Genomic DNA, 24,419 nt, shown 5'->3' on the forward strand with positions numbered 1-24,419 from the left:
CTGCGCGGCATTGCAATCGTTTCAATGACGGACTGAGGCGAGACTTTCAACTACCGAGGAAGGAGTAATCGTGAAGGGGGCGTGGGCGGAGTTTATGGAGGATGACGTTCTCGCAAAGCCATTACTTGGAGAACGTTTGAACGACGCTCGTTTCAGCCGAGCTAATTTTGATTGGCTAAAGTTTTGTCGGGGAGAAGCCGCCAACCACAATTGTCATAGCCTATAGGTGCGCAGCCTATCGGCGCATCTGTACGGCAAGCTTGAAGATTGACCGGAGGCTGAGAGCGTCCTAACGCGATGCCTGCAATTCCGGCCCTCAAAAAACGGATATCGTCGATGCAAGTCACCCTGATGAAAGGCAAGATCCACCGTGCGCACGTAACGGAAGCGGATTTGCACTATGAAGGTTCAATCTCGATCGATCGGACGCTGATCGATGCTGCCGGCTTCCTCCTCAACGAGCGCGTCGATATCTATAATATCGACACCGGCGCGCGTTTTTCGACCTATGTCATCGAGGCGCCTGCCGGTTCCGGTATCATCGGGCTAAACGGCGCGGCCGCGCGACTCGCGATGGCGGGCGACAAAGTCATCATCGTCGCCTACGCGAATTTCGACGATGCTGAAGCGCGCGGCTTTCAACCGCGCGTCGTCCTCGTCAACGAGAAGAATCAGGAGGTCTAGGAGTTGACACCGACGAGTGCTGGCATCGGTTCGAAATGGCTCGCTGCTGTGCTGACGAGACGGGCACGCAAAGCCGGCAGCGGCTAAGCTAGACTTGATGTCGAAGAGGACGATCCAGATGAGGACACCCAGGCAGTGCCAGGCTTAGTTAACCGTGCGGGATGAAAGCTAATGCATGAGGGATTCGAAACGGATCTGCGCGAACTCGCAGGGCAGGGTCGGTTGCGCTCGCTTCGGATGCGCTCAGGAATAGATTTCACGTCGAACGATTATCTTGGCTTGGCCGAATCCGAGGAATTGAGGCGTGCGGCTGCCGACGCGGTGGCACGTGGCGTGCCCATGGGAGCGGGCGGATCGCGCCTGTTGCGCGGCAATCATCCTGAGCACGAAGCGCTCGAAAGCGAAGCCGCAGCCTATTTCGGTGCCGAAACAGCGCTGTATTTTGGCGGTGGTTACGTAGCCAATTTTGCGATCTTCTCGACTTTGCCGCAGCAGCGGGATCTTGTAGTCCACGACGAGTTGATCCATGCGAGCGTCCACGAAGGCCTGCGTCGGGGACGTACGAATTTCGTGGGAGTTCCCCATAACAATATCGACGCCTTTGACACAGCAATCGTCCGTTGGCGCGCGGCCGGCGGCAAAGGTCGGCCCTGGCTGTCGGTCGAGAGCCTCTACAGTATGGACGGCGACAGCCCGGACCTTGCTGAATTATTTGCTGTCGCAAATCGCCATGAAGCCATGGTCGTCATCGATGAGGCGCATGCGACCGGCGTGCTCGGGCCGCAGGGGCGGGGGCTCGCCGCAACCTTCGAGGGCCGCGACAATGTCATCACAGTGCACACCTGCGGCAAGGCGCTAGGGACGGTCGGCGGCTTTATCCTTGCGCCGAGAATCGTCCGCGATTTTCTCGTCAACCGCGCCCGCCCCTTCATCTACGCGACCGCGCCTTCGCCGCTGATCGCCGCGGTCACCCGTGTGGCCCTCGAACTGTCCCGAACCAATCCCGAGCGCCGTGGTCGGCTCGCGCGTCTGGTTCAATTCGCGGGAAGCGAGCTTCGCCGTCGCTGCAACATCGAGCCGTCTGGATCCCATATTCTTCCTATAATCGTCGGCGCGGATCAGGCAGCTGTTGCACTTGCTGACTCTTTGCAGCGACGAGGTTTTGATATCCGAGCGATACGCCCGCCGACCGTTGCCGAGGGCACGGCGCGCGTCCGCATCGCGCTGACCGCGAACGTCGACGAGGCAATCGTCGCAGGTTTGTTCGAAGCGCTCGCGGAAGAAATGCGAAACGCCGGATGACTGCGCGCATCATTGTAGCTGGTACCGATACTGGCGTCGGCAAGACTGTTTTTGCTGCCGCGCTCGTCGGTGCTCTTGGAGCGATCTATTGGAAACCGATCCAGGCCGGTCTGCTAGAGGAGACGGACAGGCAAGCGGTCCTGCGGCTTTCGGGTCTGTCTGAAGAGCGGGCGTTGCCGGAGGCCTATCGGCTGAAGACGCCGGCTTCGCCGCATCTTGCTGCCGAAATTGATGGCATTACCATCGATCCAGAGGCGCTCGTTCTGCCGGATACGAACCGGCCGCTGGTGGTGGAGGGGGCCGGCGGGTTGCTAGTGCCGCTGACGCGAGAAGTCGCTTACATCGACGTCATTGCGCGGTGGTGCGAGCCGGTGGCGCTCTGTGCCCGGACGACGCTCGGAACGATTAATCACAGCCTCTTGTCGATAGAGGCGCTGCGTGCTCGCGGTATTCCGCTTCTTGGTATCGCCTTCATTGGTGACGAGAATCCCGAATCTGAGCGTATCATCGTCGAAATGGGTCGCGCCCGGCGCCTTGGCCGCCTCCCGCATCTCGCTCCGCTAACGGGTGGCACGCTAGGGGCCGCCTTTGCCCGCCATTTCAATATTGGCGACTTGTTGAAGGACTCTGCCGGATGAAGTCGACGTCTCCGATATGGCATCCGTTCACTCAGCATGCCGTGCAGCCCGCCCGACGCTGATTGCCAAGAATGAGGTCGCCTGGCTCGAGACCGCCGATGGCTGCCGCATCTTCGACGCCATTTCCTCCAGGTAGGTCATGACCCACGGTCATCGTCATCCGCACATGTGCAGGCAATCAAGGATCAGGTGGACCGTCTCGCTCAGGTGATCTTCGCTGGTTTCACGCGCGAACCGGCGGAACAGCTTGCGCGTCGGCGCTAGTCTAGTCGCCGCAGATGACGCGGAAGATTACGCCCCCTTTTTCTCCGCATCGAAGCGCGTTTGTTACGTAAGCATTTGAAATTAAACAAAAAGACAAAGAATTGCGGATCTTTCTTTTCTCTCTTGCATCCCGCTTCGATGTACTTTAGATATATCAAATAATCAGATATATCTAAATAGCATCTAGGGAAACAACATGCAACACGGACATAGAGACCACGAACATCACGAACATCGAGATCACCACGACCGCTACGGCAGGCACTTCGGCCGCAGGTCCCATGACGACAGCGATACCAGGCACCCGCATGATGACGGGCACGGCCGCCACCGGCGCGGACGCGGCCGTCAATCGGGACGTCTGTTCGATCACGGCGAGCTGCGCCTGGTCGTGCTCGCTTTGATTTCGGAGCGCCCGCGACACGGCTACGAGATCATCAAGGAGATCGAGGATCGCGTCGCCGGCACCTACAGTCCGAGCCCCGGCGTGATTTATCCGACCCTGACTATGCTCGAAGAACTCGGACACGCGACCGTGGCGGAAGCCGACGGCAAGAAGCTCTACACCATCACGCCCGATGGCACCGCCTACATCGAAGCGAACAAAACCGCGCTGGATCAGGCGCTGGCGCGCATGCAATCGGTCAACACCGCGCATGGCGGTGGTCCCGCGCCGGAGATTCTACGCGCCCGGATCAACCTGAAGATGGCGCTTCGCTTGCGCGCGGCCCGCGGTCCCCTTACCGAGCAGCAGGTCCGCGATATCGCCGCCGCCCTCGATGCGGCCGCCGTCGCGATCGAGCGCAGCTAGCGCATGATCCCGCGAAACGTTTGCCCGGAGAAGAAGATGGACGACGAGCATGATTCAACCCAGTTGAATCATGCTCTAGGTGGTGTGGACACTTATCGCATCCATAAGATGATGGCCGCGAGAGTGACGACGGCCCTGTAATTTCGTGCGGTCTTTTCGAAGCGGGTTGCGACGCGGCGGAACTGCTTGAGCTTTGAGAAGCAGCATTCCACGAGATGGCGCTGGGCATAGAGATGCTTGTCGAGCGGATATTTGAGCGCACGTGACGGGTTGTTGGGAATGACGGCGAGCGCGCCCTTGGCGGCGATGGCTTGGCGCAAGTGATCGGCGTCATAGGCCGTATCGGCCATGACGACTTCGGCGGATAATCCCTCGATCAATGCTGCGGCTTGCGGTGCATCGCCCTTCTGACCTGCGGTAAGCGTGAACCGCACCGGGCATCCCAAGCCGCGAACGGCCATATGTATCTTGGTGCTCAGGCCACCGCGCGAGCGGCCGATCGCCTGATCTTCAGACCCCCTTTTTTCGCCCCGGCGGCATGCTGATGCGCCCGGACGATGGTGGAGTCGTCGATCAGATATTCGAAGTCCGGATCATCGGACATCGCCTCGAAGATCCGCCACCAAACACCCTTGATGCTCCATCGACTGAAGCGCCGGAACACGCTGTTCCAATCCCCAAACGCCTCCGGAAGATCACGCCAGGGAGAGCCCGTACGCACGATCCACAGCACGCCCTCCACGAACATCCGGTTGTCGCGTCCGGTGGAGCCTTTCTGGTCAGGTCGGCCGATAATCAGCGGCGCCATCCGCTCCCACGCCGCTTCGCTCAAAACCAAACGGTCCTTCACACCCAAGACTGCCTCCCCAAAAGCAGCCTTGAATCTGATTTGCGCCTAAAAGGGAATCCTTAGAGTCCACACCACCTAGAGTCCGTCTTTTTTCTGATAGCGGGTCGACGTCGGTCGAAGTTGCATTGAAAATGGCGCTAAGCTTCTGACGGCATCGCGGCAAGAAGCAAACGCAGCCGTATTTTGGCCCTGGAGCGCGCCTATCACCGCGACATGAGTGGCGGCAGGTCGGTTGGTGAACGTGGTGTCTTCAATGCACCATACGATCCCCTTCTGTTCGACGTTGAGCGGCTTCCCTTGCCGTGAGCGGGCGACCTTGGATGCGTTGAACGCGGCATCCCGGAATGGAGCGATCGCCGCGCTCATCGTTGACCTCTGATTCTCGGAGCGGGCGGTAGGCCGATCTATCCAACGCCGCAAGGGAGACAACGTCCGGCTAGCACCCCGACGACGATGGCTCGCGCGTGGAGCAGGACGGATTTGTGCTCCGCCGCCGAGACCTCGACGAAGCCTAGTCCTCGGAGTAGGAAAATTCCCTCAACAGCCAGCAGGGCGTGACGAACGTCGTGGGCAGCGCCTGCCTTAGACAGAAGTGGATCGAGCAGCGCGCGGTAATAAAGTCTCGCTGGTTCCATCATATCGGGCGCGTGCACCAACGCGGTAACGAGAAAAGCCGCCTTGCGCGTCGCGGCGTCGTCCTCATCCAGCGCTTCGTCGATGTGGGCGAGGACCAATTCGAAAGGCTCAACCTGCCTGCCGCCAAGCCGCTGGCGCACCGCTTCTTGAAAGCGCGTTACTTCCCGCTCTAACGCCGCGCGGATTAATCCATCCTTGGTCGGGAAGCTGTAAACGAGACCGCCCTTGCTGATCCCCGCACGCTCGGCGACGGCATCGAGCGTGAAATTTCGGCCACCAGATTCGAGGATCACGGCCTCGACCGCGTCCAGAATCCGATCCGGATCAATTTCCTTTTTTCGCGTCAAAATAGCCTCTTGCTTTTCCGACTGGTCAGTCGTATAACATTTCCGACTGGTTGGTCAGATTAGCATGGCGATGGGCGCAGTGCAAGATTGCTCTCAGCTAACTTACTGGGAGAATTTATGAATCCGGAGAAACGCCTTAGGGCGTCATCACCGCCTTCGATCGATGGCGATTGGCCTGTATCTGCCGGGCTTCCGCGATATCGGGCGTTCTCTCGGAGCAGGCCCCGGCACTTGCAAACATCTCTCACCGAGTTCGTCGGCGGAGCCGCTGTCGGACAACCTTCTGAAGAGGATTAGAAATATGAACAGCAATTTACCCGCAGCAGCCCTCGGACATTTTGTCATGAAGGTTAATGACGTTAATATCAGTTATCAATTTTATACAAAATTTGGTTTGCGCCCAATGGGAATATTTCCGGATGGCGTAGGCATCATCGAATTGCGAGGCGGAACACACATTGTGCTTTTTAATAAAAATGATGAATTTCCATTTTCAATAATTCCTAGCCATCTTGGCCAACGCGGAGATTTTTCTAGCGAACGCCTCGACTTGATGATTGACAGCAAATCTAGGAGCGACCTGGAATTGTATAGGACGACTCTGGTGAAAAATGGATTGTCGGTAGGTGAAATTGCTCCGGACCAATTTTTTGGTCACTATTACTTCCAGTTGGCTGATCCTGATGGCAATGGGATAACGGTCTACACCAGCCACGTGGGAGAATTACCAGTCTAGGAATCCGGGGTCGACTAGCGGAACAGAAAGTCGGGTTCGGCCCCTAGTGTTAGGGAAATGGCGAAAATCATGTGTCTGCCAACAGGCACGGCGAAGGCGTCAAAGCCACAATCACAACCCGCCCGGAAATATGCGGAAAACTCTGGCATCGCGCTCGTCATGAAAAACGCTCCCATCAGCTATGCCGGGGCAGTCTCCTCGTTGCTGGGTGTCTTGCGATACGCCTTCGCTGGAGTCAGTGGCGCGACTTTGGCGCTCGCATATGACGCCACCCTTACCCCCTTCATTACGGCAATGCTGTTGTGTGCCGTCGGCGCACTTATCGCCTTTGTCGTCGCAACGAGACTGACCGCGGAAACGGTCACGCCGCTCGATGGCAGGACAGCCGAATACTCCTAACCCTTGCAAATCGGAACGAGGCTCCAAGCGATCAGTGAGATTGCGATGGCAGCTTTTTGAAAGATATTTACCCGCTATCTCTGTTGAGAAATCTTGTTTCCTGCGCTGCTGGAATTAAGGGGATGAAACGATGATGCAGTTGGAGGAAAACATGACCGTTATATCTGCCGAGGCGCTGCTATCCCCGCATGATCCCACGGGGCGCAAACTTCAATTGCCACCCATTTCCTACCCAATCCGGTCCCCCACCATGCATCCTCTTGCTGAAATTGCGGGGCAAGCGGCATTTGAATGGGGATTGGCGCACGGAATATACAGTGAATTTAAGCAGGAAACGTACCGCCAGATTCGTGTCGGGCCGCTTGTTGGACTGATTTCCCCCAACGGAACTCCCGAAGGACTAAAAATGTCGGCAAACTGGGTGTTATGGCTGTTTGCCTTTGACGATCATTACTGCGACGAGTCAGCAATCGGCTGCTCCCCAGAAAAGACGGTTTCAATCATCACGAGGCTTCTAGGTATTTTGGAAGGCTCTCCGCACGGCGTCCACAGCGGGCCTTTTGAAGCCTCTTTCGCGGATTTTATGCGGCAATTCTTGGACCTCGCGACGCCTGTCCAATTAGCCCGGTTTCAGAGTTCAGTCGGCGGTTATTTTTTATCCATGGGCTGGGAAGCACTAAATCGTGCTCGTTCGTCGGTCCCACAGATCCCCGCATATTTACACATGCGCTACCATAGCGGTGCCGTCCCTACCTGCGTTTCTCAACTCGATATTATCGATGCGTATGAGTTATCATCCGTCGATTATTGTGATCCCGACGTAGAGATGTTGAAGCGCTCTGCCGTAAACATCATTTGTTGGAGCAATGATGTTCTTTCTTACTATAAAGAGACCAAACTTAGCCGAGTGGTTCATTCACTTCCGACTATTCTACAGCATCACTATGGCATAGGTCCCCAGCAGTCCCTAGAAAGGACCGTCGCTATGCACGATACAGAGGTAAAGTCCTACATTAAAGTCAGAGACATGGTGGTAGAACGCTCTAACGAGAACTTACGCTACTTCATAGGAGGGTTAGATAACTGGATTGTCGCTAATTTTGAGTGGTCTATACTATCAGGTCGTTATTGACTTTTTTCCCACAATTTTTTGAGTCGTCGTCGAGTAGCTCAGCCTCCAGTGACCTGCTGACCTGAGCCCCATCTTTCATCCAACGATAGGTAGAGCCCTTGGATCATTTGAGCCTGTGTGGCTCGGTGATGCAACGGGACGGTGCGCGGAGCACTCGACATAGCGCAGCGTCACGTCCCGTTGCATGTCGGACGCTGTGAGCATTGCGTAAGTTGCCGGCGGCCGATCGAGCTGTGTGGGCGAACCGTGTTGTAGTCTTTTTGCCAGTCGGCAAGCGGTCTGCGGGCATGATCAAGCGACGAGAACAGCGTCTCGTTCAGAAGCTCGTCACGCAGACGGCCGTTGAAGCTCTCCACGAAAGCATTCTGCTGCGGCTTGCCTGGAGCGATTTAGTGCCACTCGATCCCTGTCTGTTGGGACCAGCGCAGGATCGCCATGCTGGTGAACTCGGTGCCGTTGTCGCTGACGATCATCAACGGCCTACCGCGATTGGCGATGGCCGTATCCAGTTCCCGGGTCACCCTCGCTCCGGCTAGCGAGGTGTCGGCGACCAGGACAATGCACTCCCGGGTGAAGTCGTCTACGACAGCCAGCATGCGGAACTTGCGGCTGTCGGTCAGCGTGTCGCTGACGAAATCCAGCGACCAGCGCTGGTTCGGTGCTTGCGGCAACGTCATGGGAGCCCTTGTTCCCAGTGCTCTCTTGCGTCCGCCACGCCTGCGCACCTGGAGCCGTTCCTCGGCATACAGACGCCGCAGCTTCTTATGATTGATCTTCAAACCTTCGCCCCGGATCATGAGAAGCAGACGGCGATAACCAAACCGCCGCCGCGTCGTTGCCAGCTCACGCAGTCTTGCCCGGATAGTCCCGTCGTCAGATCGCCGGCTGCGATAGCGCACCGATGTGCGATCGACACCGATCGCTGAACACGCCCGCCGCTGACTGACCTCGTGCTAGGAGCAAAGGTGAGCCACGGCCTGCCGCTTCGCAGCGGGCGTCACCATTTTTCTGCGTTGAAATCCTTCAGCATGGCGTTGTCGAGGCGTCGCCTCGGCCAGCAACTTCTTCAGCTTGGCGTTCTCGTCCGTTAGAACCTTCAACCGCCGGGCCTCTGATACGTCCAGCCCGCCATACTTGGCCTTCCACTTGTAGAAGGTCGCGCTGCTGACGCCGTATTTGCGACAGACGTCGCCGGTCTTCAATCCCGCCTCGTGCTCGCGCAGGATGGCAATAATCCGCCCTTCCGTGAACCTCGACTGCCTCATCCTCCGTCTCCCGCAAGGTGACGGACTCTACTTATTTTTGGAGGAACTTCAGGGGCTCAGGTCACTCTCTGCAAACGCTAAAATAAGTTCAACTCCGAGCGTCATGATTGGCATCGATACTCGATATCAATCGTATGCGTTTGTCTGCATGTATCGTCGCTATTATAATTTTAGCGTCGTTTCACTTACGGCTCGGTGCCGCTGAAACACAAGATGGGCTTGTCAATTCACGTCGCCGTGTCAAGCATAGTCGACATAGTGCAGGGCCGATGAGCGCGGAGCGAGATGAAGACAAGAATGTAACTTCGTATTCCACCAAATTTGCTGCATTTTCGACTGCAGGCGGAATGGACGAGAAGATGGAGGGTGTCGTGCAGCCAGGTGACAATGAAACTATTCGGGCGGCATTTCGTGACGTCATGCGCCAATATGCGACCTCGGTATCGGTTGTCGCGACGTTGGATGAGCAGGGCAATCCGCACGGCATGGCCGCCTCCTCGGTGATTTCCGTGTCCATGGAGCCGCCGTCGATGCTGTTCGCTGTGAACAAGGCCGCAAGTCTCCATAGTATCCTGGAGCGCGCCAGTCATTTCGTGGTCAACATGCTGGGGTCGGAGCAGCTCGACATTGTCGAATGCTTTTCGCGGTCCGAGTTACGGGAGCAGCGATTCAAGGTCGGTAATTGGGGTACCGGCGCCTTCGGGCTGCCATTCGTGACCAACGGGCGCGCCGCGATCTTTTGCAGATTGGATCGCGTTGTCGCGTACGGCACTCACAGTTTGCATATCGGTGTCGTTGAGCACGTGATCGATGGGATCGCGGGGGCGCCGCTCATTTGGCTGGACGGAAGCCGTGCCGAACTCTTGCTGCGTGCCGGGTGAATAGCGTGCAGCACCCTCGTGGTCGTCACAGGCTCACGCCAGATATGGTTACCTCAGACGTTACAAGGAAATTCGAATGATCGGATCGTTGATGATGTGCGTGAGCGTGGTGATCCTGCTCATCGGAACGCTGGCCGGCGTTGCGATGGGCATGCAGGAAGACTTCGCGCTGCAGCCTGCCCACGCGCATCTCAATCTGGTCGGCGGTGTGCTGCTGTTTCTGTTTGGGCTGTATTACCGGCTGATTCCAGCCGCCGGCGCGAGCCGGCTCGCCAAAATCCAAGGCTGGCTGCACATCGTCGGCGGCATCCTGTTTCCGATCGGCGTTGCCGTTGTGATCCTGAAGGGCCCCTCGTTGATCGTACTGCCGATCGTGGGGTCGCTGATCGTGGTGGCGGCCACGGCGCTGTTTGCGTTTATCGTGTTCCGGACGGCATGGGATTGAGCGTCTCCGGGCGTCAATGGAGCCCGGTCGGGACCGTCGCCCGCCCCAACCCCGCCGTCACTTTTTGCGTCCGTATTTTCCCAAGGCCATCGCTGCAAACGCTAAAATGGGTTCAACTCCGAGTGTCATGATTGGCGTCGATACTCGATATCAATCGTATGCGTTTGTCTGCATGTATCGTCTCTATTATAACTTGCCTTCGTTTACGGCTTGGCGTCGCTTGAACAAAAGATGACTTATCAATTCACGTCGCTGCGTCGAACATGGCTGACATAAGTGCCGCGCCGACGAGCGCGGAGCGAGATGAAGACGAGAATATAACTCCGCATTCCATCAAATTTGCTGCATTTCGACTGCAGGCGGAATGGACGAGAGAAGGAGGGGGGGCGTGCAGCCAGGCGACAAGGAAATCATTCGGGCGGCATTTCGTGATGTCATGCGCCAATATGCGACCTCGGTATCGGTTGTCGCGACGTTGGATGAGCAGGGCAATCCGCACGGCATGGTCGCATCCTCGGTGATTTCCGTGTCCATGGAGCCGCCGTCGATGCTGTTCGCTGTGAACAAGGCCGCAAGTCTCCATAGTATCCTGGAGCGCGCCAGTCATTTCGTTGTCAATGTCCTGGGGGCGGAGCAGCTCGACATCGTCGAATGCTTTTCGCGGTCCGAGTTGCGGGAGCAGCGATTCAAGGTCGGTAATTGGGATACCGGCGCCTTCGGGCTGCCATTCGTGACCAACGGGCGCGCCGCGATCTTTTGCAGATTGGATCGCGTTGTCGCGTACGGCACTCACAGTTTGCATATCGGTGTCGTTGAGCACGTGATCGATGGCATCGCGGCGGCACCGCTCATTTGGCTGGACGGAAGCCGTGCCGAACTCTTGCTGCGCGCCGGGTGAATAGAGGAGAAGATCTTGGCAGCGGAGGCGGAGAGGCGGAAAAATATCGACGACGTGGCACAGTCCCGCGGCAATGTCCTCCATCTACGCGTCAATGGTCAGGCAGTTGACACTGGCTCCGATCCGAATGTGACCTTGCTCTCTGTTATTCGGAACCAACTGCACCTGCGCGGAACCAAGGAATCGTGCGGGCGCGGCGAGTGCGGTGCGTGCACGGTCCTGCTTGATGGACAGCCCATAACGTCATGTAGCCGGTTGGCGGCTCTCACATGGGGCGAGGTGACCACCATCGAGGGCTTGCAGGACGAAGCGCGAGATCTGCGCGAGGCGTTCGCCGAGTTTGGCGGTTTCCAATGCGGTTTTTGCACGGCCGGACAGGTTGTGCATGCGACGGCGATCCTGCGGCGGCTCGCCGCCGATTCAGTCGCTGATCTCGAGTCTTATGTTCGCAAGCAGCTAAGCGGGAATATCTGTCGCTGCACCGGCTATAACGGCATAGTCGAGGCGGTCCTGCAGACCTATCTCCGGCGCCAGGGGATCAAGACGGCGGGGCAGATACCATGACCCCAGGAACCGTCTTGGACGCCGCGCCTGGCCTATCGACTGGGAAACGCGCGACGCTGGACAAGCACGTTATGTCGGTGATCATAGATCGCAGGATACGCTTTTCGGAAAAACTCTGCGTTCGCCGCATGCGTACGCGACGATCGGAGCGATCGATGCCTTGGCTGCGAGCAGCATGCCCGGCGCCAATATGAATATCACCGCCAACAATTTCCCGGAGCTCGCGCGCTATCCATTCGAGTTCTATTATCCGCTGCTTGCAGACGGGGTTGTCCGCCATGTTGGCGAAGGCGCTGCCGTCGTCGCAGCCCAGACTCGTGAGCAGGCGCTCGACGCCATAGCAACCATCAATCTCTCGCTTTTTGGCAGTCGCTAAGTTAGCGAATGTGACACAACGGCATCGCCATCCGGCGTTTCGTACCGGTGGCGCTCACCGAAACCGCATGCCGCATCAGGCGCTCTCTGAGCCACCGATGGCCCAAGTCATTCCGATTGTGGGGCATCCAGACTATGCTCTCTGTCGATCCGTTCAGCCGCATTGGAGGCTCCAGCAGACGCAAGTTCAGTTTCTGGGCCACAGTTTCCCCGAGTTTCTCGTGCAGCAGGCTGATGCGCCGCGTCCCCTGAAGCATGAAATACGCAAGCGTGGAGCCTGAAGTAGTTATCTCGACATTCCTCGAAATTCCCAGCCTATCGAGCTGCCTCTCGACCAAGGAGCTTGCTTTGCCGAAGCTTGTTGCAAGATACGGCAACTTCGAAAATTGCTGCAGAGTAATCTTGGAACCAATGTCAGGGTGATCGGCATCAACGACGCAAACATAGCGATCCGAGAAGAGGGGCTCGACAATGAAGTCACCGTTATCCGGGAGAACGTCATATGGAACTATCAGGAGGTCATTGTCTTGGTGCCGAATCTGTTCAACGCAGTTTTCGCCCGCCAACTCGATGCGCAGATGAATATTAGGAGCTTCGATGGAGAGCGTCCTCATCAGTGGCTGAAGAAACAGTAGGGTGGCGTAGTCGCTGGCGACAATCGAAAAAGTCCTGCGGTCTTTGGCAGGATCAAAATCTCGGTACCGATCGAATGCCGATTGAACAAGCGCTAGGAACTGGCTCACCGGAGCAACTAGTCCTTGAGCGACCGGCGTCGCAACGAGATCTCGCCCTTGCTTGACCAAGAGCGGATCATTGAACAATTCGCGAAGACGAGCGAGCGTAGCGCTCGCCGCCGACTGCGTGATGCAAAGCCGGTCGGCCGCTCGCGTTACGCTGCGCTCAGCTATCAATATGTCGAGCGCAACCAGAAGGTTAAGATCAATGCCCTTCAAGTCCATCGTGGCGATTCCGCAAACCATCTCTTTAGGCCTGCGCTCCAGGTTTGCTCGCCGCGCGGGTCAATTTTTATCGGGTTAGTGCGGCACTTGAGGACTTGCTGACTGGCCCTCGAAACGTCGACCTTATCGTAAGCGTATGCCATTTCGCAATCAGCAATAAGGCTTCAAAGCAAAAATCGTGCCGACGCCGGTTGGTGGTTCGACGTCTTTCCTCGCCCATCAACGCTGGCATGGCCGAATCAGTTCAGGCGTGCATGCGCCTCGCGATTTGCTGACGCCAACGGTTCACTCGACCTGCTGAGGGGCGCGGACCAACCGCTAACCAGAGGAACTGGCGCAACGCCGTTTCGTCGGTGTCAGTGATGACGCGGCGCACAATTTTGAAAGCTCTCTGTCGACAAGGGGGCGGCAGGCAACCCACCGCAGCCGCATCGAGCCCATCCCATCTCCGTCTTGGCAGGGATTCTTATCGACACACGGCAATCGCATCAAAGCGGACTTGTGGCTGCCCACCGCGTGGACTGCCTGATCGCGGGCAAGTAGGCGCACGAAGGCTGCGCCGCTAAATTTTTCACACCGAACTTGGTTAGTCCGGCTCCTGTCAATAGCTTCAAATTGAATCCCATGGCCAAGGCGCCCTTTGACGCTGACATCCCGCAATGCTGCCTGTCGCGAGCGATCGTTAAACACCGCCCCGTCCGCGCCACCATCCTATGACCGACCGAACCGAAGCGTAGTCCATTCATGCTCCATCGCCTCAGGCAGCAGTCTCATTGATTATTGGCATCAACGCATTGCGTTGGACAGCCTCTGAGCCCGGCTGCAAGGTAAAGCAGGGCAACCCCTCATTGCCCGATCGAACAAATACCTAACCGAGGAATGCCTCTTTATGGAGATCTCTTATGGCCCTGCGTACGGGGAAAGAATACATCGATAGCCTCGACGACGATCGTCAGGTCTGGCTCGATGGCAAGCAAGTGAATGTGCTTAAACACGAGCAGCTCCGCCCATGCGTGGACGCATTCGCCCAGATCTACGATCTTCAGCACGATCCGAAACACCAAGATCTGCTGGTCACGAAATCGCCGACGACTGGCGACCCGGTGAGCCTTGCTTATCTCGAGCCGCGATCGGGCGACGACCTGCGCAAAAAGCGAACGATGATCGAGTTCCTGGCCCGGCGAAGTGGCGGGACGCTTGGTCGGCTGACTGACTACAAGGCGCCCCTGCTTCTCGGCCTGTACGACATCCGGGACGATGTCGCGAATGTGAATCCGGAGTGGCGTGACAACATCATTAATTATGTAGAGTCGTATCGGGAAAAAGACTTGTGCGGCACGCACGGCTTCGCTGACCCCCCACACGATCGTTCGGTCGACACGAACTTCCCGTTCTTGAAGGTCGTCAATGAAACGTCGAAGGGCATCACGTTGCGTGGGGCCAAGGCTGTCGCGACGCTCGCGCCCTTCGCGAATGACTTCATCGGGTTGACGATCCCTCGCCCTGGCCTAAAGCCCGAAGAAGTGCTGATGTTCGCCGTGCCGCTCAATTCACGCAACCTGAAGATTGTCTGTCGCGCCAGCCACACCCACGTCAAGAACAGCGAGGATCACCCCCTCGCTGCTCACTACGACGAGATGGACGCGTGGATGATATTCGACGACGTCTTTGTACCGCGCGATCGGATTTTCTTCCGTGATCGTGCGGACCTGCTTCCCGGAATGTTCGAGCGTGTAGTGCCGGTCGGCATTAACCACATCGTCATTCGCATGGCGATTAAGGCCGAAGTGCTGCTTGGAACGGGCGTTGCGATCGCGGAGTACATGGGCTCCACGAAGACGCCTGCCGTGCAGGCGGCCTTGTTCGACATGACTGCGTATCTGGAAACGCTCAGGGCGTTTCTCACAGCCGCCGAAGCGCAAGCTACGACGACCCCCACCGGCATGATGCTGGGCAACCGCCAGCAACTCGTTCTTGGGCGCATCTACGGCGTGGACAACTTGCCGAAGATACTGCAGCGTCTGCGCGAAATCTGCGGGTCAAGTCTCTTGCTCGCGCCTGGCGAGCAAGACCGCAACAATCCTGAGATCGGCCAGCTCATCAAGACCTTCCTGATGGGCCAGGATCCGCGCACCACTGATCGCTACAAGATGATGAAGTTGGCGTGGGACTACATTGCCGATTCCTTCGGCGGGCGGCAGCTGCTGTTCGAACAATACAACGCCCAGACCAGCCCATTCAACAAGGGTTTGGTGACGGCTCACTACAACTTCGACTCTGTGGTGGAGGTTGCCAAGAAGATTGCTCGCGTCGCCTCAACAAGGGCGGAAGCTACGCCATGACCGCGTAGCTGGAGAGGCTGCATGGAGAACCCGAAGGGACCTGGCCATGAGACCCGGATCGTCACTTGGCGTGCCCCTTCGGACTTCGTGCTCTTCATGACCACTCGTGACTTGCATCGAGCCGAGGCGATGCGGTCCATATGTGGACATCCCACTTCGTTACCCGGAAACTGAGTTGACCTCTCGCCACTTCTGCGTCGGACGTCGGGCTTTAAAATTCGACAGTCCGGAACTCAGCGAAATAATGCTGGACGGAGCGGTGGACTCCTTTAAGAACGAGGATCTAGCTAGGTTGTCTTCGGCACGTTCGCGGCGAACCGGCGGACGCGACACCCACTCTACGAGCAGCTTGGAGGATCGCGAACAGGCATGGAGTTGAAGAACGTCGACCTCAATCTTCTCGTCGCCTTCGACGCGCTTCTCAGCGAGCGCAATGTCACTCGCGCAGCTGAGCGCCTTACTCTCACTCAACCGGCTGTGAGTGCCGCCTTGGCGCGGCTGCGGGTTCTCTTCGAAGACCCGCTGCTCGTTCGCCAAGGTCGGCACCTCGTCGCTACGCCTGTGGCCGAGCGTTTGGTCGAGCCGGTCCGCGAAGCACTTTTGCTGGTCCAGTCCACTCTTTCCATGTACCGGAAATTCGACCCCAAAGTGGATCGCCGGACCTTCTCCATCATTGCCAGCGACTACGTCACCCTTCTCTTCCTTCAGCCGTTGCTCTCCTTGCTGGCCGAGGAAGCGCCCAACGTGCAGTTTCGCATTCGACCTGCAAGCGACGTACGCGACAACAACCACGCCGAGCAGGTGCGAACGTCGGGCACAGACATTCTCATCATTCCGCGTGAGATATTTCCGCTGCGGATGGAGTATCCTTTCGAGCCCCTGTTCACCGAACGGTACGTTTGCGTGTGCGACGCGGATCATCCCGAGGTTAGCACAAGTATCACGCTTGAACAGTTTTCGAGACTTCCTTACCTCGCGACGAGCATAGGCTCGATGAGTTCGCTGGCCGATGCTCAACTCGACAAGCTCGGAATTCCGCGGAACACCGAAGTTACCGCTGCTGGGTTCACCTTCGCCTACTTTATGCTACCGGGCACCAGGTTGATCAGCCTCTCTCACGAGAAGTTCGGGCTCAAGATGGCGAAGAAGCTCAATCTTCGCCTTCTCGAACCACCTATGCCCCTTGCACCGTTCACCGAGTGCATGGTCTGGCTGCCGCAAAATGCCAACGACGCCGGACATCGTTGGCTGAGGGAGCGAATCAAGTTGCACGCCTCTAGCTTTTTCAGCGATGCCTTGTCGAATGAGACAGAGGGCGCGGTAGGCTTGTCCGACGGTGGGCGGGCTGTATGACCGTAGCCGACGGCGATCACGGCGCGACGAAGCGGCGTGGCGACGTGCGTGACGAATCAACCGTTCTTCCTCCGGCAGGGCAGATCGGGCAACGCGTCTGGGCGCTCGACTGGGAGGCGCGAACCACCGGGGGAGCCGGTTACGTCGGCGACATCCTGCCGGACGGCACGTTGTTTGGTGCCGTGTTGCGTTCGCCATACCCGCATGCCGCAATCGAATCGATCGACTTTTCGGAAGCACAGCGCATGCGCGGTGTTCATGCAGTCATCACCGCGCGGCACTTCCCCAAGGGCGCGCGTTATGCGGCCTATAACAACTTCGATCGCCCGCCCTTGGCCGATGACGTCGTGCGGTTCATCGGGCAGGAAGTCGCCGCGGTCGCGGCCGATACGCGCGAACAGGCTCGAGCCGCGGCGGCGGCTATCCGCGTCCGCTACCGGCGCCTGAAGGCGCCACTCAGCGTCGCCGCGGCGCTGGCGCCAGATGCGCCCCTCCTGCATGCTCCACCAGCACAGGTGCCCGCAGCTGCTGGCACAGCGCCTGCGCCCGCGGTGAAGCCCGTGGTTCAGGGAGCCAGGAATGTACGTCACACACTGCGCGTCGCCTGGGGGGACCTCGATAAGGGGCGCAACGCCGACGTAGTCGTGTCCGGGTGCTTCGAGTTTCCCCAGCAGAACCACTGCTGCATGGAGACGCAGCACACGCTGGCGGAATGGACGGAGGATGGGCGGCTGCACGTGTGGTCCGCGACGGGAACGCCACTAGCGTTGAAGCGTCATTTGATGGCACTTTTGGAGCTGCCGTCCGAACGCGTCGTCGTGCACGAGGTAGCCGTCGGGGGCAGTTTCGGATCCAAGATCCAGATCAATGGGCATGAGGCGTTGGCCGTTCGTTTGGCGCAGGAGTCAAGCCGGCCGGTGCTGATAGCGTTGACCCGCGAAGAGGAGTTCGAGACCAATTACACCCGGCATGCGTTTAAGGTCGACCTGTCGCTGAGCGGTGATGTGGACGGCCGCATGCGCCGTCTCGACGGCAAGGTTACCATTGACAACGGTGCCTATATCGGGGCGGGGCGGACCGTCATGGCGGCTTCGATGACGGTGCTCGGTGCTGCCTATAACCTTGACGCTGTGGCGGTCGATGCCCAACTCGTCGACACCTGCAAGGTACCGGGCGGCGCCATGCGCGGCTATGGGGGGCCACAGACCACTCTGGCCCGCGAGAGCCTGATCGACGAATTGGCTGAGCGCCTGGGGCGCGACCCTATCGAACTACGTTTGCAGAATGCGTACGGCTCCCATGTGCAGTCGCTGATAGGCCACATTGGTACGAATGGCACCGCCAATTGTCTGATTGCTGTGCGCGATGCAATCGGCTGGACAGAGGAGAAGGAGCATCCGCGGCACGGGCAAGGCCGAGGAGTCGGCGTTGCACTCGGCGAACACCCGAGCGGGGCCTATACCTTCCCAGACTCGAACCGAGCCGAGGCTTTTATCGATCTCACACCGGACGGGCGATTCCGCGTACGCTGTGGCTGCAGCGATGTCGGAACCGGGCAGCGGACCATGCTTGCGCAGATCGCGGCCCATGAACTGGGCGTGCGGCCGCAGCAGGTCGACGTGCTGACGATGGACACCGACCAGACCCCACTCGAATGGGGTGGCTGGGGCTCTAGGGGTACCCACTACACCGGTCACTCCGTTGGCCGAGCAGCCCGCAATTTCACCGCACGCTTGAAAGCGATAGCGGCCAGGGAGCTGGGCAATGGACCTATCCAGCTGGAAGGCGGCTATGTGCATGGTGACAGGGGCTCGCTGCCGCTGGGGAACTTGGTCGGCCTCAGCGGCGAAGCCAAGGAGGGCATGCTCACGCACTTCGAGTCCTACGTGCAGGATGACGTTGAGCGCATCAAGCCCGACGGTAGCGGCGACTGGACTGCAACGCACAACTACGCGGTCCATGCCGCCGTCGTCGAGGTGGACGCCAAGACCGGCAAGGTGCTGGTTGCGGACTACGTGTCGGCCAGCGACTCCGGCACGGTGATGAATCCGATCAACCTTGAGGGCCAGATCGCTGGCGCTACGGTCATCGGCCTTGGCGGCGCTTTGGGCGAAGAAATGATCTTTGAGCAGGGCAAAGTCGTCAATCCGGCGTTCCTGCACTATGCGGTGCCACGTGCCGCCGACGTGCCTCGGATCCGGATCGTCCATGCGGGCCTGCCGGACGAAAGAGGACCTTACGGGGCGAAGGGCACCGGCGAGCTAGGGGTAAATCCCGTCGGTGCTGCACTCGCTAATGCCATCTACGATGCGGTCGGTGTGCGGTTGCGGTCGGCGCCGTTCACGCCCGATAAGGTCCTGACGGCTTTGGCGGCCAAAGCCGGACGCAAGCGCAACTTTCGGCTCTGGCGCAGGCCAATGGTGCTTTACGTCGAAATGGTGCGGCGGGCGTATCCGCTCGGACTGCTCAAGGTCTTGCATTGGCTGCGTATCCGTAACTACCGCGTGCCGCCGCCTGTGGCGCCCCTTCAATCCCTCAGCAGGCCGAGCAGCTTAGCTGAACTCGTCGCCGATCTCGGGCCTGACGCTAGGCCTTGCGGAGGTGGGACCGATGTTCAGCTCTGCCGCCGGCAGCATCTGTACGCACCTAAGCGGCTGGTCTCTGTCTCCCGCGTGATGGAGATGCAGGGCGTCACTGTGCAGGCAGGCGGAGACATCAGCATCGGCGCGGCTGTGACGCTCTCGGAGCTAGCCAACGCATTACGCACGAAGCTTCCAGTAATCGCCGAGACTATTGACGAGATCGCGTCGCCGCAGGTCAGAAACGTCGCAACCGTGGCGGGAAACCTGCGCCAGTGGAAGCGCTGCTGGTTCTTCCGCAATGGATTCCAGTGCTACAAACGAACAGGCCTTTCGACCGCGCCGTGTTACGCGATTCAAGGTGATCATCGCTTCTACCACGCCGTGATCGACGGCCATCGCTGCCAGGCGGTCACACCATCGGACTTGGCGACGACGTTCACCGCGCTTGACGCGAGCGTGGCGATTTTCGGCCCCTCGGGCGAACGCGTCATCCCGGCCACTGAGCTCTACACAGGTCCGGGTGAAACTTGCCTGAGAGTGAACGAGGTCATCACCCGAATCGTGATTCCCGAACAGGCCGTCCGCAGACGCACGCATTTCAAGAAGTTGAATCTTTGGCAGGGCGACTTCGCCGTTGCATCCGCCGCCGTCTCGATTGCACTGGACGAGGAGGAGCGTTGCCAGGACGCACGCATCGTCCTTGGTGCGGTCGCGCCTGTACCGTTCCGCGCTACCAGAAGCGAGAAGCGGTTGCAGGGGCGTACGCTCTCGTCCGAAGTGTTACGCAGCGCGCTTGACGAAGAGCTAGACGCGCGAGCGCATCCATTGGCCCGCAATGCCTGGAAGCTTGACGCTGTGGCCGGTCTGGCCGAGAGGGCCTTGGAGCAGATGCTCGAACGACGATAGCAAGCTTCGCTACCTGCGTGTGACCTATCTCGGTGGCGAGGCAACGGCAAAGGAAATCCCGAGATCCGAAATTTCCCATGCATGTAGTTCGCGTCTGCAAGTGGTTGTCCAAGCCATCCGCCTTGGAGCACAAGGCATCGTGGGCGTCGAGTTGCGCTCGCCCGCCGTGCACGAACAGTTGCAGGTGGGGTCGACATTCGAAATCTCCGCTCCTCGCAACCACCTTGCGCTCGACGAGTTATCACCGAAGTCCGTGCTGGTCGCCGGTGACATCGGTGTGTCCAATTGTGCCGAAGTCTGTCTAACGGTCGGGAAGGGGCCGGGATGGCTGCTCTGACGTCTCAAGCTGGGCAAACGCCGCAGGACCAGACCGCGCGCTACTTCCTCTCCGAGCACTTCTAGAGAAGGCCTTGGGTGGCGGAATAACGTTAAAGATTTCCGTGGCGCGATGCTTTTGCGATGTCGCTTTCTCAAGCTGCGTCCATCCTTACTTATCGCCCAGATGAGTTTCGCGACGCGCTCTGCGGTATTGGGCTGCAAATCATCGAGATGGTCAAGCGACCGGCCGGCCCAACCTCTTCCTCTGTGCTGTTGTCGAGCGTGCCTCCGCTTGGTCCGACCGATGTCGTCACCTCGGCAAGAACTTCGCAGTATCACTGCCACTGAGGTATCGCATGACCCCGGCCTCACCGTGTATGGCTTTTGACAAGAAGTCTGGCCAATGCCTCAGAAGAAAATTGTTCCCGATCTCCGCCACTGCTCGCAGCTCCGTGATCGCCTTGATGGCTCAACGCAAAATATATGCGGCTAAAATCGCAGGTAGAGATATTTGACTTGAGAGCCCGCCTAAATTACTTAAGGTTCAAAGTATTGATCCTCTTTTACCATACGCTCGTAAGCATATGGAGGTGTATTTTCATGATCCTCGATGCCGAGACGAAGGCCGTCGAATTACCTGCAGATCACGACGATGAACTCAGGTTGTGGCTGCGTCTTCTGACCTGTACGACGCTAATTGAAGGGACGATACGGAGCCGTTTGCGGGAACGGTTCGACGTCACGTTGCCGCGCTTTGACCTGATGGCTCAACTCGACCGGCTGCCCGATGGAATGAACTTGTCAGATGTCTCGAAACGAATGATGGTCTCGAACGCTAACATTACCGGGCTTGCTGAGCGGCTGGTCGAATCCGGTCATATTGAGCGGCGTACATCGTCATCGGATCGTCGTGTCCAGGTAATACGCCTGACCAAGGCCGGCCGTGCAGAGTTTCGCAAAATGTCGGACGAACACCACAAGTGGGTCGCGGACATTTTTTCTGATCTCTCTGCTAAAGAAGTCCGCGAACTGATGCGCCTGTTTGCCAAGATCAAAAGTTCAGCGCGGAATGCCGGAAGTCAGCTATAGTTAGCCAAATCGAGGTCGATAGGGGCAATAGTGACACGCGAAACCGCCAATAACTTCCGGCGCCGTGCTAGTTGAAGAGCGGGCGGTGCAGCTGGAGGTCGATGCCACCGGTTTATCCTTGGGGTTATCGGCTTTTGAAGTCTACTTGAGGACCGCCCTAACAGTCTTCGCGTCCGCGCCGCGGCCAACCCGAACCGTCACGCCGTCGATCTCGACCGCGATCATTCCCGCACCGGGCTCACTTTGCCCCCGCAGCATTTTGCGTTGGCGACGGACAAACGGAGAAGACGGTGCCACGTTCAGGACTGCTGGAACGAACTGCAGTTCTTCAGCATGCGAGAGCGCAGTCTGGCACGCTCGCAATTCCCGCCGCCAGCCAAATAATTGCTGCGGCGAAAGTCCGTGCCGCCGGGATACCGTAGAGACAGAATCGTCGCTCGCGCGACCTCATCGACAATCCGTCCCTCGTTCTCGTCGCTCCGCGTTCGCCGACGACCCGCATCGGTGAACACCTCAAGCCGATGAACCGGCTTAGTGATAGCATTATCCACTGTGTCCATTCTAAGCCTAACGGTTATGAGAACCGCCAGACTCGCAGATCAGGACATCTTCAGGAAGGTGACCACGGCACACCGCTTGCTGATGACCACTCGGACCGAGCGTAATATCCCCCGCGTCTCCGCCTTCGCGGTTCTAAGGAACTAGATCAGAATATTGGCGTCCCGCGCTACTGCCATTGCAAAATTCGACGAAACTGCAGTCCTGGCACGCCCGTCCATCGTATTGCTAAGCCCAAGCTCCCAGAAGATTAGCCATTGGTCCTTGGTAACAGCTGCACGCGCTTTGGCGCCGCTTGCAGATTGTATAGAAACAATTGGTTTTCCGACCGGAAATGTCGAATCAGCTACCGGCGAGGAATTTTGGCCAAATTGTAAGCTCTTGCCGGCGTGGAGCCTCTACAACCGTCACTGCTTCGGGGCCACCGAATATCGCAACAGAAGGCCGCGCTGGATCGAAGGCTGGCCACGCCTTCCCATTGAGCAAAGCGGGTACTCCGTCACGCGCGAATGATGACCAAGCGTTCATCATCGAAGCAGATAGCGCTCTTGCACGATCGTCGTTCACTACCTTCCCCTGAAAGTGCGGATGCGAGAACGTCCCGAACACAAACGGCATTTCTGAGCAATGGGGCGAACCTTCGCCAGGCGGCGTCAATGGCTCTGCAAATTCGTAGAGGTAGGCGGGTGCACCAGCCGCAGTCTGCATCGCTGCAGCGCGATAGGCGTAACCACGCATATTTACGTCTGCCGTAATATCCAGCCACAGCGCCTTCGTCGATATGTTGCTTTGTGCACATTTTCGAAAGTGGTCAACTACCGCGCTCGCGCTCGGACGATCGTCAAATGGATAGTAACTGGAAGAGAACGCGTGAACTCGCTCGACAAGGTTGTCATTGGAGGGAATATCCTCCATGAGGATCTTGTCGCCAGGACCTTTCAAGTTGAAGAAAAAATTTGTTTCATTTCTATTCGTGCCGATCAGGATTGGAATATCGCCGATCGGCCTCTCGAAAGGCCAGCCAGGAATAGTTTTGCCGTCGACGAATGGTAGATAACGATGTCCTCCCATATGCCGCTGAGACTCGGGATCGTTACTCAGCCGAAGCTCCTCCAACTGGAGCGCAAGTGCAGGAATCTCTCTAAGGCCAGAAACAGTGCACCCGAGACGTGAAGCAAGCCGTTCGCAGTACCCGAAGGCCTGCGCTTGATCCATAAATCGAGGCGCCCCGAACATCGCCGAACTCTGTAGGATGGCTTTGTTGAACAATCGTTCTGCCGAATGAAACTGTGCCATTACGGCGATGGTTTGCCCGCCGGCGGACTGGCCGATGGCTGTGACATTATCCGGATCGCCACCAAAGATCGCAATATTACGTTTTATCCAACGAAACGCTTCAACCTGATCCTGGATGCTCCAATTGGCAAACGCGCCGGTGTCTGAATCCATCAAGTCCGGGTGGCCAAGCCAGCCGAGCGCTCCCTGACGTGACGTGATAGTAACGACGACAACCTGGCCAGCAAGTGCCAGCGCACGTCCGTTCGTAACTGCTACGTTGCCATGACCCGCCCGCCATGCGCCTCCATTTAGCCAAACGAGCACCGGCAGTTTCGCATCTGTCCTCGGCGTCCAGACATTTAAAGTCAGGCAGCTTTCGTCCATGAAGTGTGGCGGATCATAAATCCAACCAGCCGCGGGATTCAGCCATTGAATTGGAGCGGCAACGCTATTGGCATCGACGGAAATAGGCGATGGCTCCAAGCTTTCTATTGGTCGTGGCGAGCCGAAGCGAAATTTTCCCATCGGGGGTCTCGCATACGGAATTCCATGGAACGACAGGACGCCATTTTCTCGCAGGCCAGACAGGCCTCCAATTAAGGGTTTAGCGATCATGAATTCCTACCTTTGGTCATACGCTTGATCCTATTTCGACGGGAAGCTTCAGATTTGCCCGTACCCCTTCGAATTGTGGATTTTGATCGTCACGATAGCGCCGTAGTTCTTATCCCGTCATCGTCACCCAGAAGTTCAATCGCGCAGGTCATTAAATTCCCGCATTGCTGCCGAATAGACCGACTCATCCGT

21 protein-coding genes and 3 pseudogenes are annotated in these 24,419 nt (G+C 58.0%); 17 read left to right on the forward strand and 7 right to left on the reverse strand.

From position 1 onward, the window contains the following. Nucleotides 1–336 precede the first annotated feature (336 nt). The 5 genes and pseudogenes from panD (at nucleotide 337) to BLS26_RS21390 (ending at nucleotide 3,699) form a co-directional block, all read left to right on the forward strand. Complete coding sequence (panD, locus tag BLS26_RS21370; RefSeq protein WP_092518344.1) at nucleotides 337–684, forward strand: aspartate 1-decarboxylase; 348 nt, start codon at nucleotides 337–339, stop codon at nucleotides 682–684. Between the two features lie 171 nt (nucleotides 685–855). Beyond that, on the forward strand, nucleotides 856–1,986 hold the full coding sequence (locus BLS26_RS21375) for an 8-amino-7-oxononanoate synthase (RefSeq protein WP_092514402.1): 1,131 nt from the start codon (nucleotides 856–858) through the stop codon (nucleotides 1,984–1,986). Beyond that, a complete protein-coding gene (gene bioD, locus BLS26_RS21380) occupies nucleotides 1,983–2,624 on the forward strand; it encodes a dethiobiotin synthase (protein ID WP_092514404.1) in 642 nt (213 codons plus the stop codon). The genes BLS26_RS21375 and bioD overlap by 4 nt, the downstream gene beginning before the upstream one ends. Then, a pseudogene (locus BLS26_RS36840) lies at nucleotides 2,621–2,879 on the forward strand (aminotransferase class III-fold pyridoxal phosphate-dependent enzyme); the annotation flags it as partial. The gene bioD and the pseudogene BLS26_RS36840, both read left to right, overlap by 4 nt. Before the next feature lie 205 nt (nucleotides 2,880–3,084). Further along, a complete protein-coding gene (locus tag BLS26_RS21390) occupies nucleotides 3,085–3,699 on the forward strand; it encodes a PadR family transcriptional regulator (protein ID WP_092514406.1) in 615 nt (204 codons plus the stop codon). 92 nt (nucleotides 3,700–3,791) lie between these two features. On the opposite strand, the gene BLS26_RS21395 is transcribed toward BLS26_RS21390, so the two are convergent. The 3 genes from BLS26_RS21395 to BLS26_RS21405 all read right to left on the reverse strand — a co-directional run bounded on the left by BLS26_RS21395 (nucleotide 3,792) and on the right by BLS26_RS21405 (nucleotide 5,532). Beyond that, nucleotides 3,792–4,555 (reverse strand): IS5 family transposase gene (locus tag BLS26_RS21395; RefSeq protein ID WP_092514408.1). Its coding sequence is split into 2 segments (ribosomal slippage): nucleotides 3,792–4,217 and nucleotides 4,220–4,555, totalling 762 coding nucleotides; the frame shifts between segments, so codons are not numbered across the junction. 69 nt (nucleotides 4,556–4,624) lie between these two features. Next, entirely contained in the window at nucleotides 4,625–4,915 is a 291-nt protein-coding gene (locus BLS26_RS37265; RefSeq protein WP_157676529.1) for a hypothetical protein, read from the reverse strand. 38 nt (nucleotides 4,916–4,953) lie between these two features. Beyond that, nucleotides 4,954–5,532, reverse strand: coding sequence for a TetR/AcrR family transcriptional regulator (locus BLS26_RS21405; protein ID WP_092514410.1), 579 nt, complete (start codon nucleotides 5,530–5,532; stop codon nucleotides 4,954–4,956). A 301-nt stretch (nucleotides 5,533–5,833) separates the two neighbouring features. Here BLS26_RS21405 and BLS26_RS21410 point away from each other — a divergent pair, with 301 nt between their 5' ends. From BLS26_RS21410 to BLS26_RS21420, 3 genes are all read left to right on the forward strand, one after another. Next, the gene (locus BLS26_RS21410; protein ID WP_092518345.1) at nucleotides 5,834–6,268 is read left to right on the forward strand and encodes a VOC family protein; all 435 of its coding nucleotides are present in this window, start codon (nucleotides 5,834–5,836) and stop codon (nucleotides 6,266–6,268) included. A gap of 57 nt (nucleotides 6,269–6,325) precedes the next feature. Then, entirely contained in the window at nucleotides 6,326–6,667 is a 342-nt protein-coding gene (locus tag BLS26_RS21415; RefSeq protein ID WP_157676530.1) for a hypothetical protein, read from the forward strand. A gap of 130 nt (nucleotides 6,668–6,797) precedes the next feature. Beyond that, on the forward strand, nucleotides 6,798–7,799 hold the full coding sequence (locus tag BLS26_RS21420) for a hypothetical protein (protein WP_092514414.1): 1,002 nt from the start codon (nucleotides 6,798–6,800) through the stop codon (nucleotides 7,797–7,799). 75 nt (nucleotides 7,800–7,874) lie between these two features. Here BLS26_RS21420 and BLS26_RS36850 read toward each other — a convergent pair. Continuing rightward, a pseudogene (locus tag BLS26_RS36850) lies at nucleotides 7,875–9,064 on the reverse strand (IS3 family transposase). Nucleotides 9,065–9,411: 347 nt separating this feature from the next. On the opposite strand from BLS26_RS36850, the gene BLS26_RS21430 reads away from it, so the two are divergent. The 5 genes from BLS26_RS21430 to BLS26_RS36855 all read left to right on the forward strand — a co-directional run bounded on the left by BLS26_RS21430 (nucleotide 9,412) and on the right by BLS26_RS36855 (nucleotide 12,228). Continuing rightward, a complete protein-coding gene (locus tag BLS26_RS21430; protein ID WP_157676531.1) occupies nucleotides 9,412–9,945 on the forward strand; it encodes a flavin reductase family protein in 534 nt (177 codons plus the stop codon). A gap of 76 nt (nucleotides 9,946–10,021) precedes the next feature. Next, a complete protein-coding gene (locus tag BLS26_RS21435) occupies nucleotides 10,022–10,390 on the forward strand; it encodes a hypothetical protein (RefSeq protein ID WP_092514418.1) in 369 nt (122 codons plus the stop codon). 388 nt (nucleotides 10,391–10,778) lie between these two features. Then, the gene (locus tag BLS26_RS21440; RefSeq protein ID WP_157676532.1) at nucleotides 10,779–11,288 is read left to right on the forward strand and encodes a flavin reductase family protein; all 510 of its coding nucleotides are present in this window, start codon (nucleotides 10,779–10,781) and stop codon (nucleotides 11,286–11,288) included. A gap of 15 nt (nucleotides 11,289–11,303) precedes the next feature. After that, on the forward strand, nucleotides 11,304–11,852 hold the full coding sequence (locus BLS26_RS21445) for a (2Fe-2S)-binding protein (protein WP_244541645.1): 549 nt from the start codon (nucleotides 11,304–11,306) through the stop codon (nucleotides 11,850–11,852). Between the two features lie 115 nt (nucleotides 11,853–11,967). Further along, nucleotides 11,968–12,228, forward strand: coding sequence for a hypothetical protein (locus BLS26_RS36855; RefSeq protein ID WP_244542018.1), 261 nt, complete (start codon nucleotides 11,968–11,970; stop codon nucleotides 12,226–12,228). Nucleotide 12,229: 1 nt separating this feature from the next. On the opposite strand, the gene BLS26_RS21455 is transcribed toward BLS26_RS36855, so the two are convergent. Further along, the gene (locus BLS26_RS21455; RefSeq protein WP_172804657.1) at nucleotides 12,230–13,186 is read right to left on the reverse strand and encodes a LysR family transcriptional regulator; all 957 of its coding nucleotides are present in this window, start codon (nucleotides 13,184–13,186) and stop codon (nucleotides 12,230–12,232) included. Nucleotides 13,187–14,088: 902 nt separating this feature from the next. On the opposite strand from BLS26_RS21455, the gene BLS26_RS21460 reads away from it, so the two are divergent. The 4 genes from BLS26_RS21460 (at nucleotide 14,089) to BLS26_RS21480 (ending at nucleotide 21,776) form a co-directional block, all read left to right on the forward strand. Continuing rightward, entirely contained in the window at nucleotides 14,089–15,528 is a 1,440-nt protein-coding gene (locus tag BLS26_RS21460; protein WP_092514426.1) for a 4-hydroxyphenylacetate 3-hydroxylase N-terminal domain-containing protein, read from the forward strand. A gap of 369 nt (nucleotides 15,529–15,897) precedes the next feature. Further along, nucleotides 15,898–16,881 (forward strand): LysR family transcriptional regulator, encoded by a 984-nt coding sequence (locus BLS26_RS21465; RefSeq protein WP_092514428.1) that lies wholly within the window; start codon nucleotides 15,898–15,900, stop codon nucleotides 16,879–16,881. Next, nucleotides 16,878–20,369, forward strand: a complete 3,492-nt coding sequence (locus BLS26_RS21470) for a molybdopterin cofactor-binding domain-containing protein (RefSeq protein WP_092514430.1) — start codon at nucleotides 16,878–16,880, stop codon at nucleotides 20,367–20,369. The genes BLS26_RS21465 and BLS26_RS21470 overlap by 4 nt, the downstream gene beginning before the upstream one ends. Before the next feature lie 918 nt (nucleotides 20,370–21,287). Then, the gene (locus tag BLS26_RS21480; protein WP_092518347.1) at nucleotides 21,288–21,776 is read left to right on the forward strand and encodes a MarR family winged helix-turn-helix transcriptional regulator; all 489 of its coding nucleotides are present in this window, start codon (nucleotides 21,288–21,290) and stop codon (nucleotides 21,774–21,776) included. Between the two features lie 141 nt (nucleotides 21,777–21,917). On the opposite strand, the pseudogene BLS26_RS36860 reads toward BLS26_RS21480, so the two are convergent. Both BLS26_RS36860 and BLS26_RS21490 read right to left on the reverse strand, forming a co-directional pair. Next, a pseudogene (locus tag BLS26_RS36860) lies at nucleotides 21,918–22,163 on the reverse strand (IS66 family insertion sequence element accessory protein TnpB); the annotation flags it as partial. Nucleotides 22,164–22,676: 513 nt separating this feature from the next. Continuing rightward, entirely contained in the window at nucleotides 22,677–24,137 is a 1,461-nt protein-coding gene (locus BLS26_RS21490; protein WP_244541646.1) for a carboxylesterase family protein, read from the reverse strand. Between the last annotated feature and the right edge of the window lie 282 nt (nucleotides 24,138–24,419).

This window comes from Afipia sp. GAS231, assembly GCF_900103365.1.
Lineage (GTDB): Bacteria > Pseudomonadota > Alphaproteobacteria > Rhizobiales > Xanthobacteraceae > Bradyrhizobium.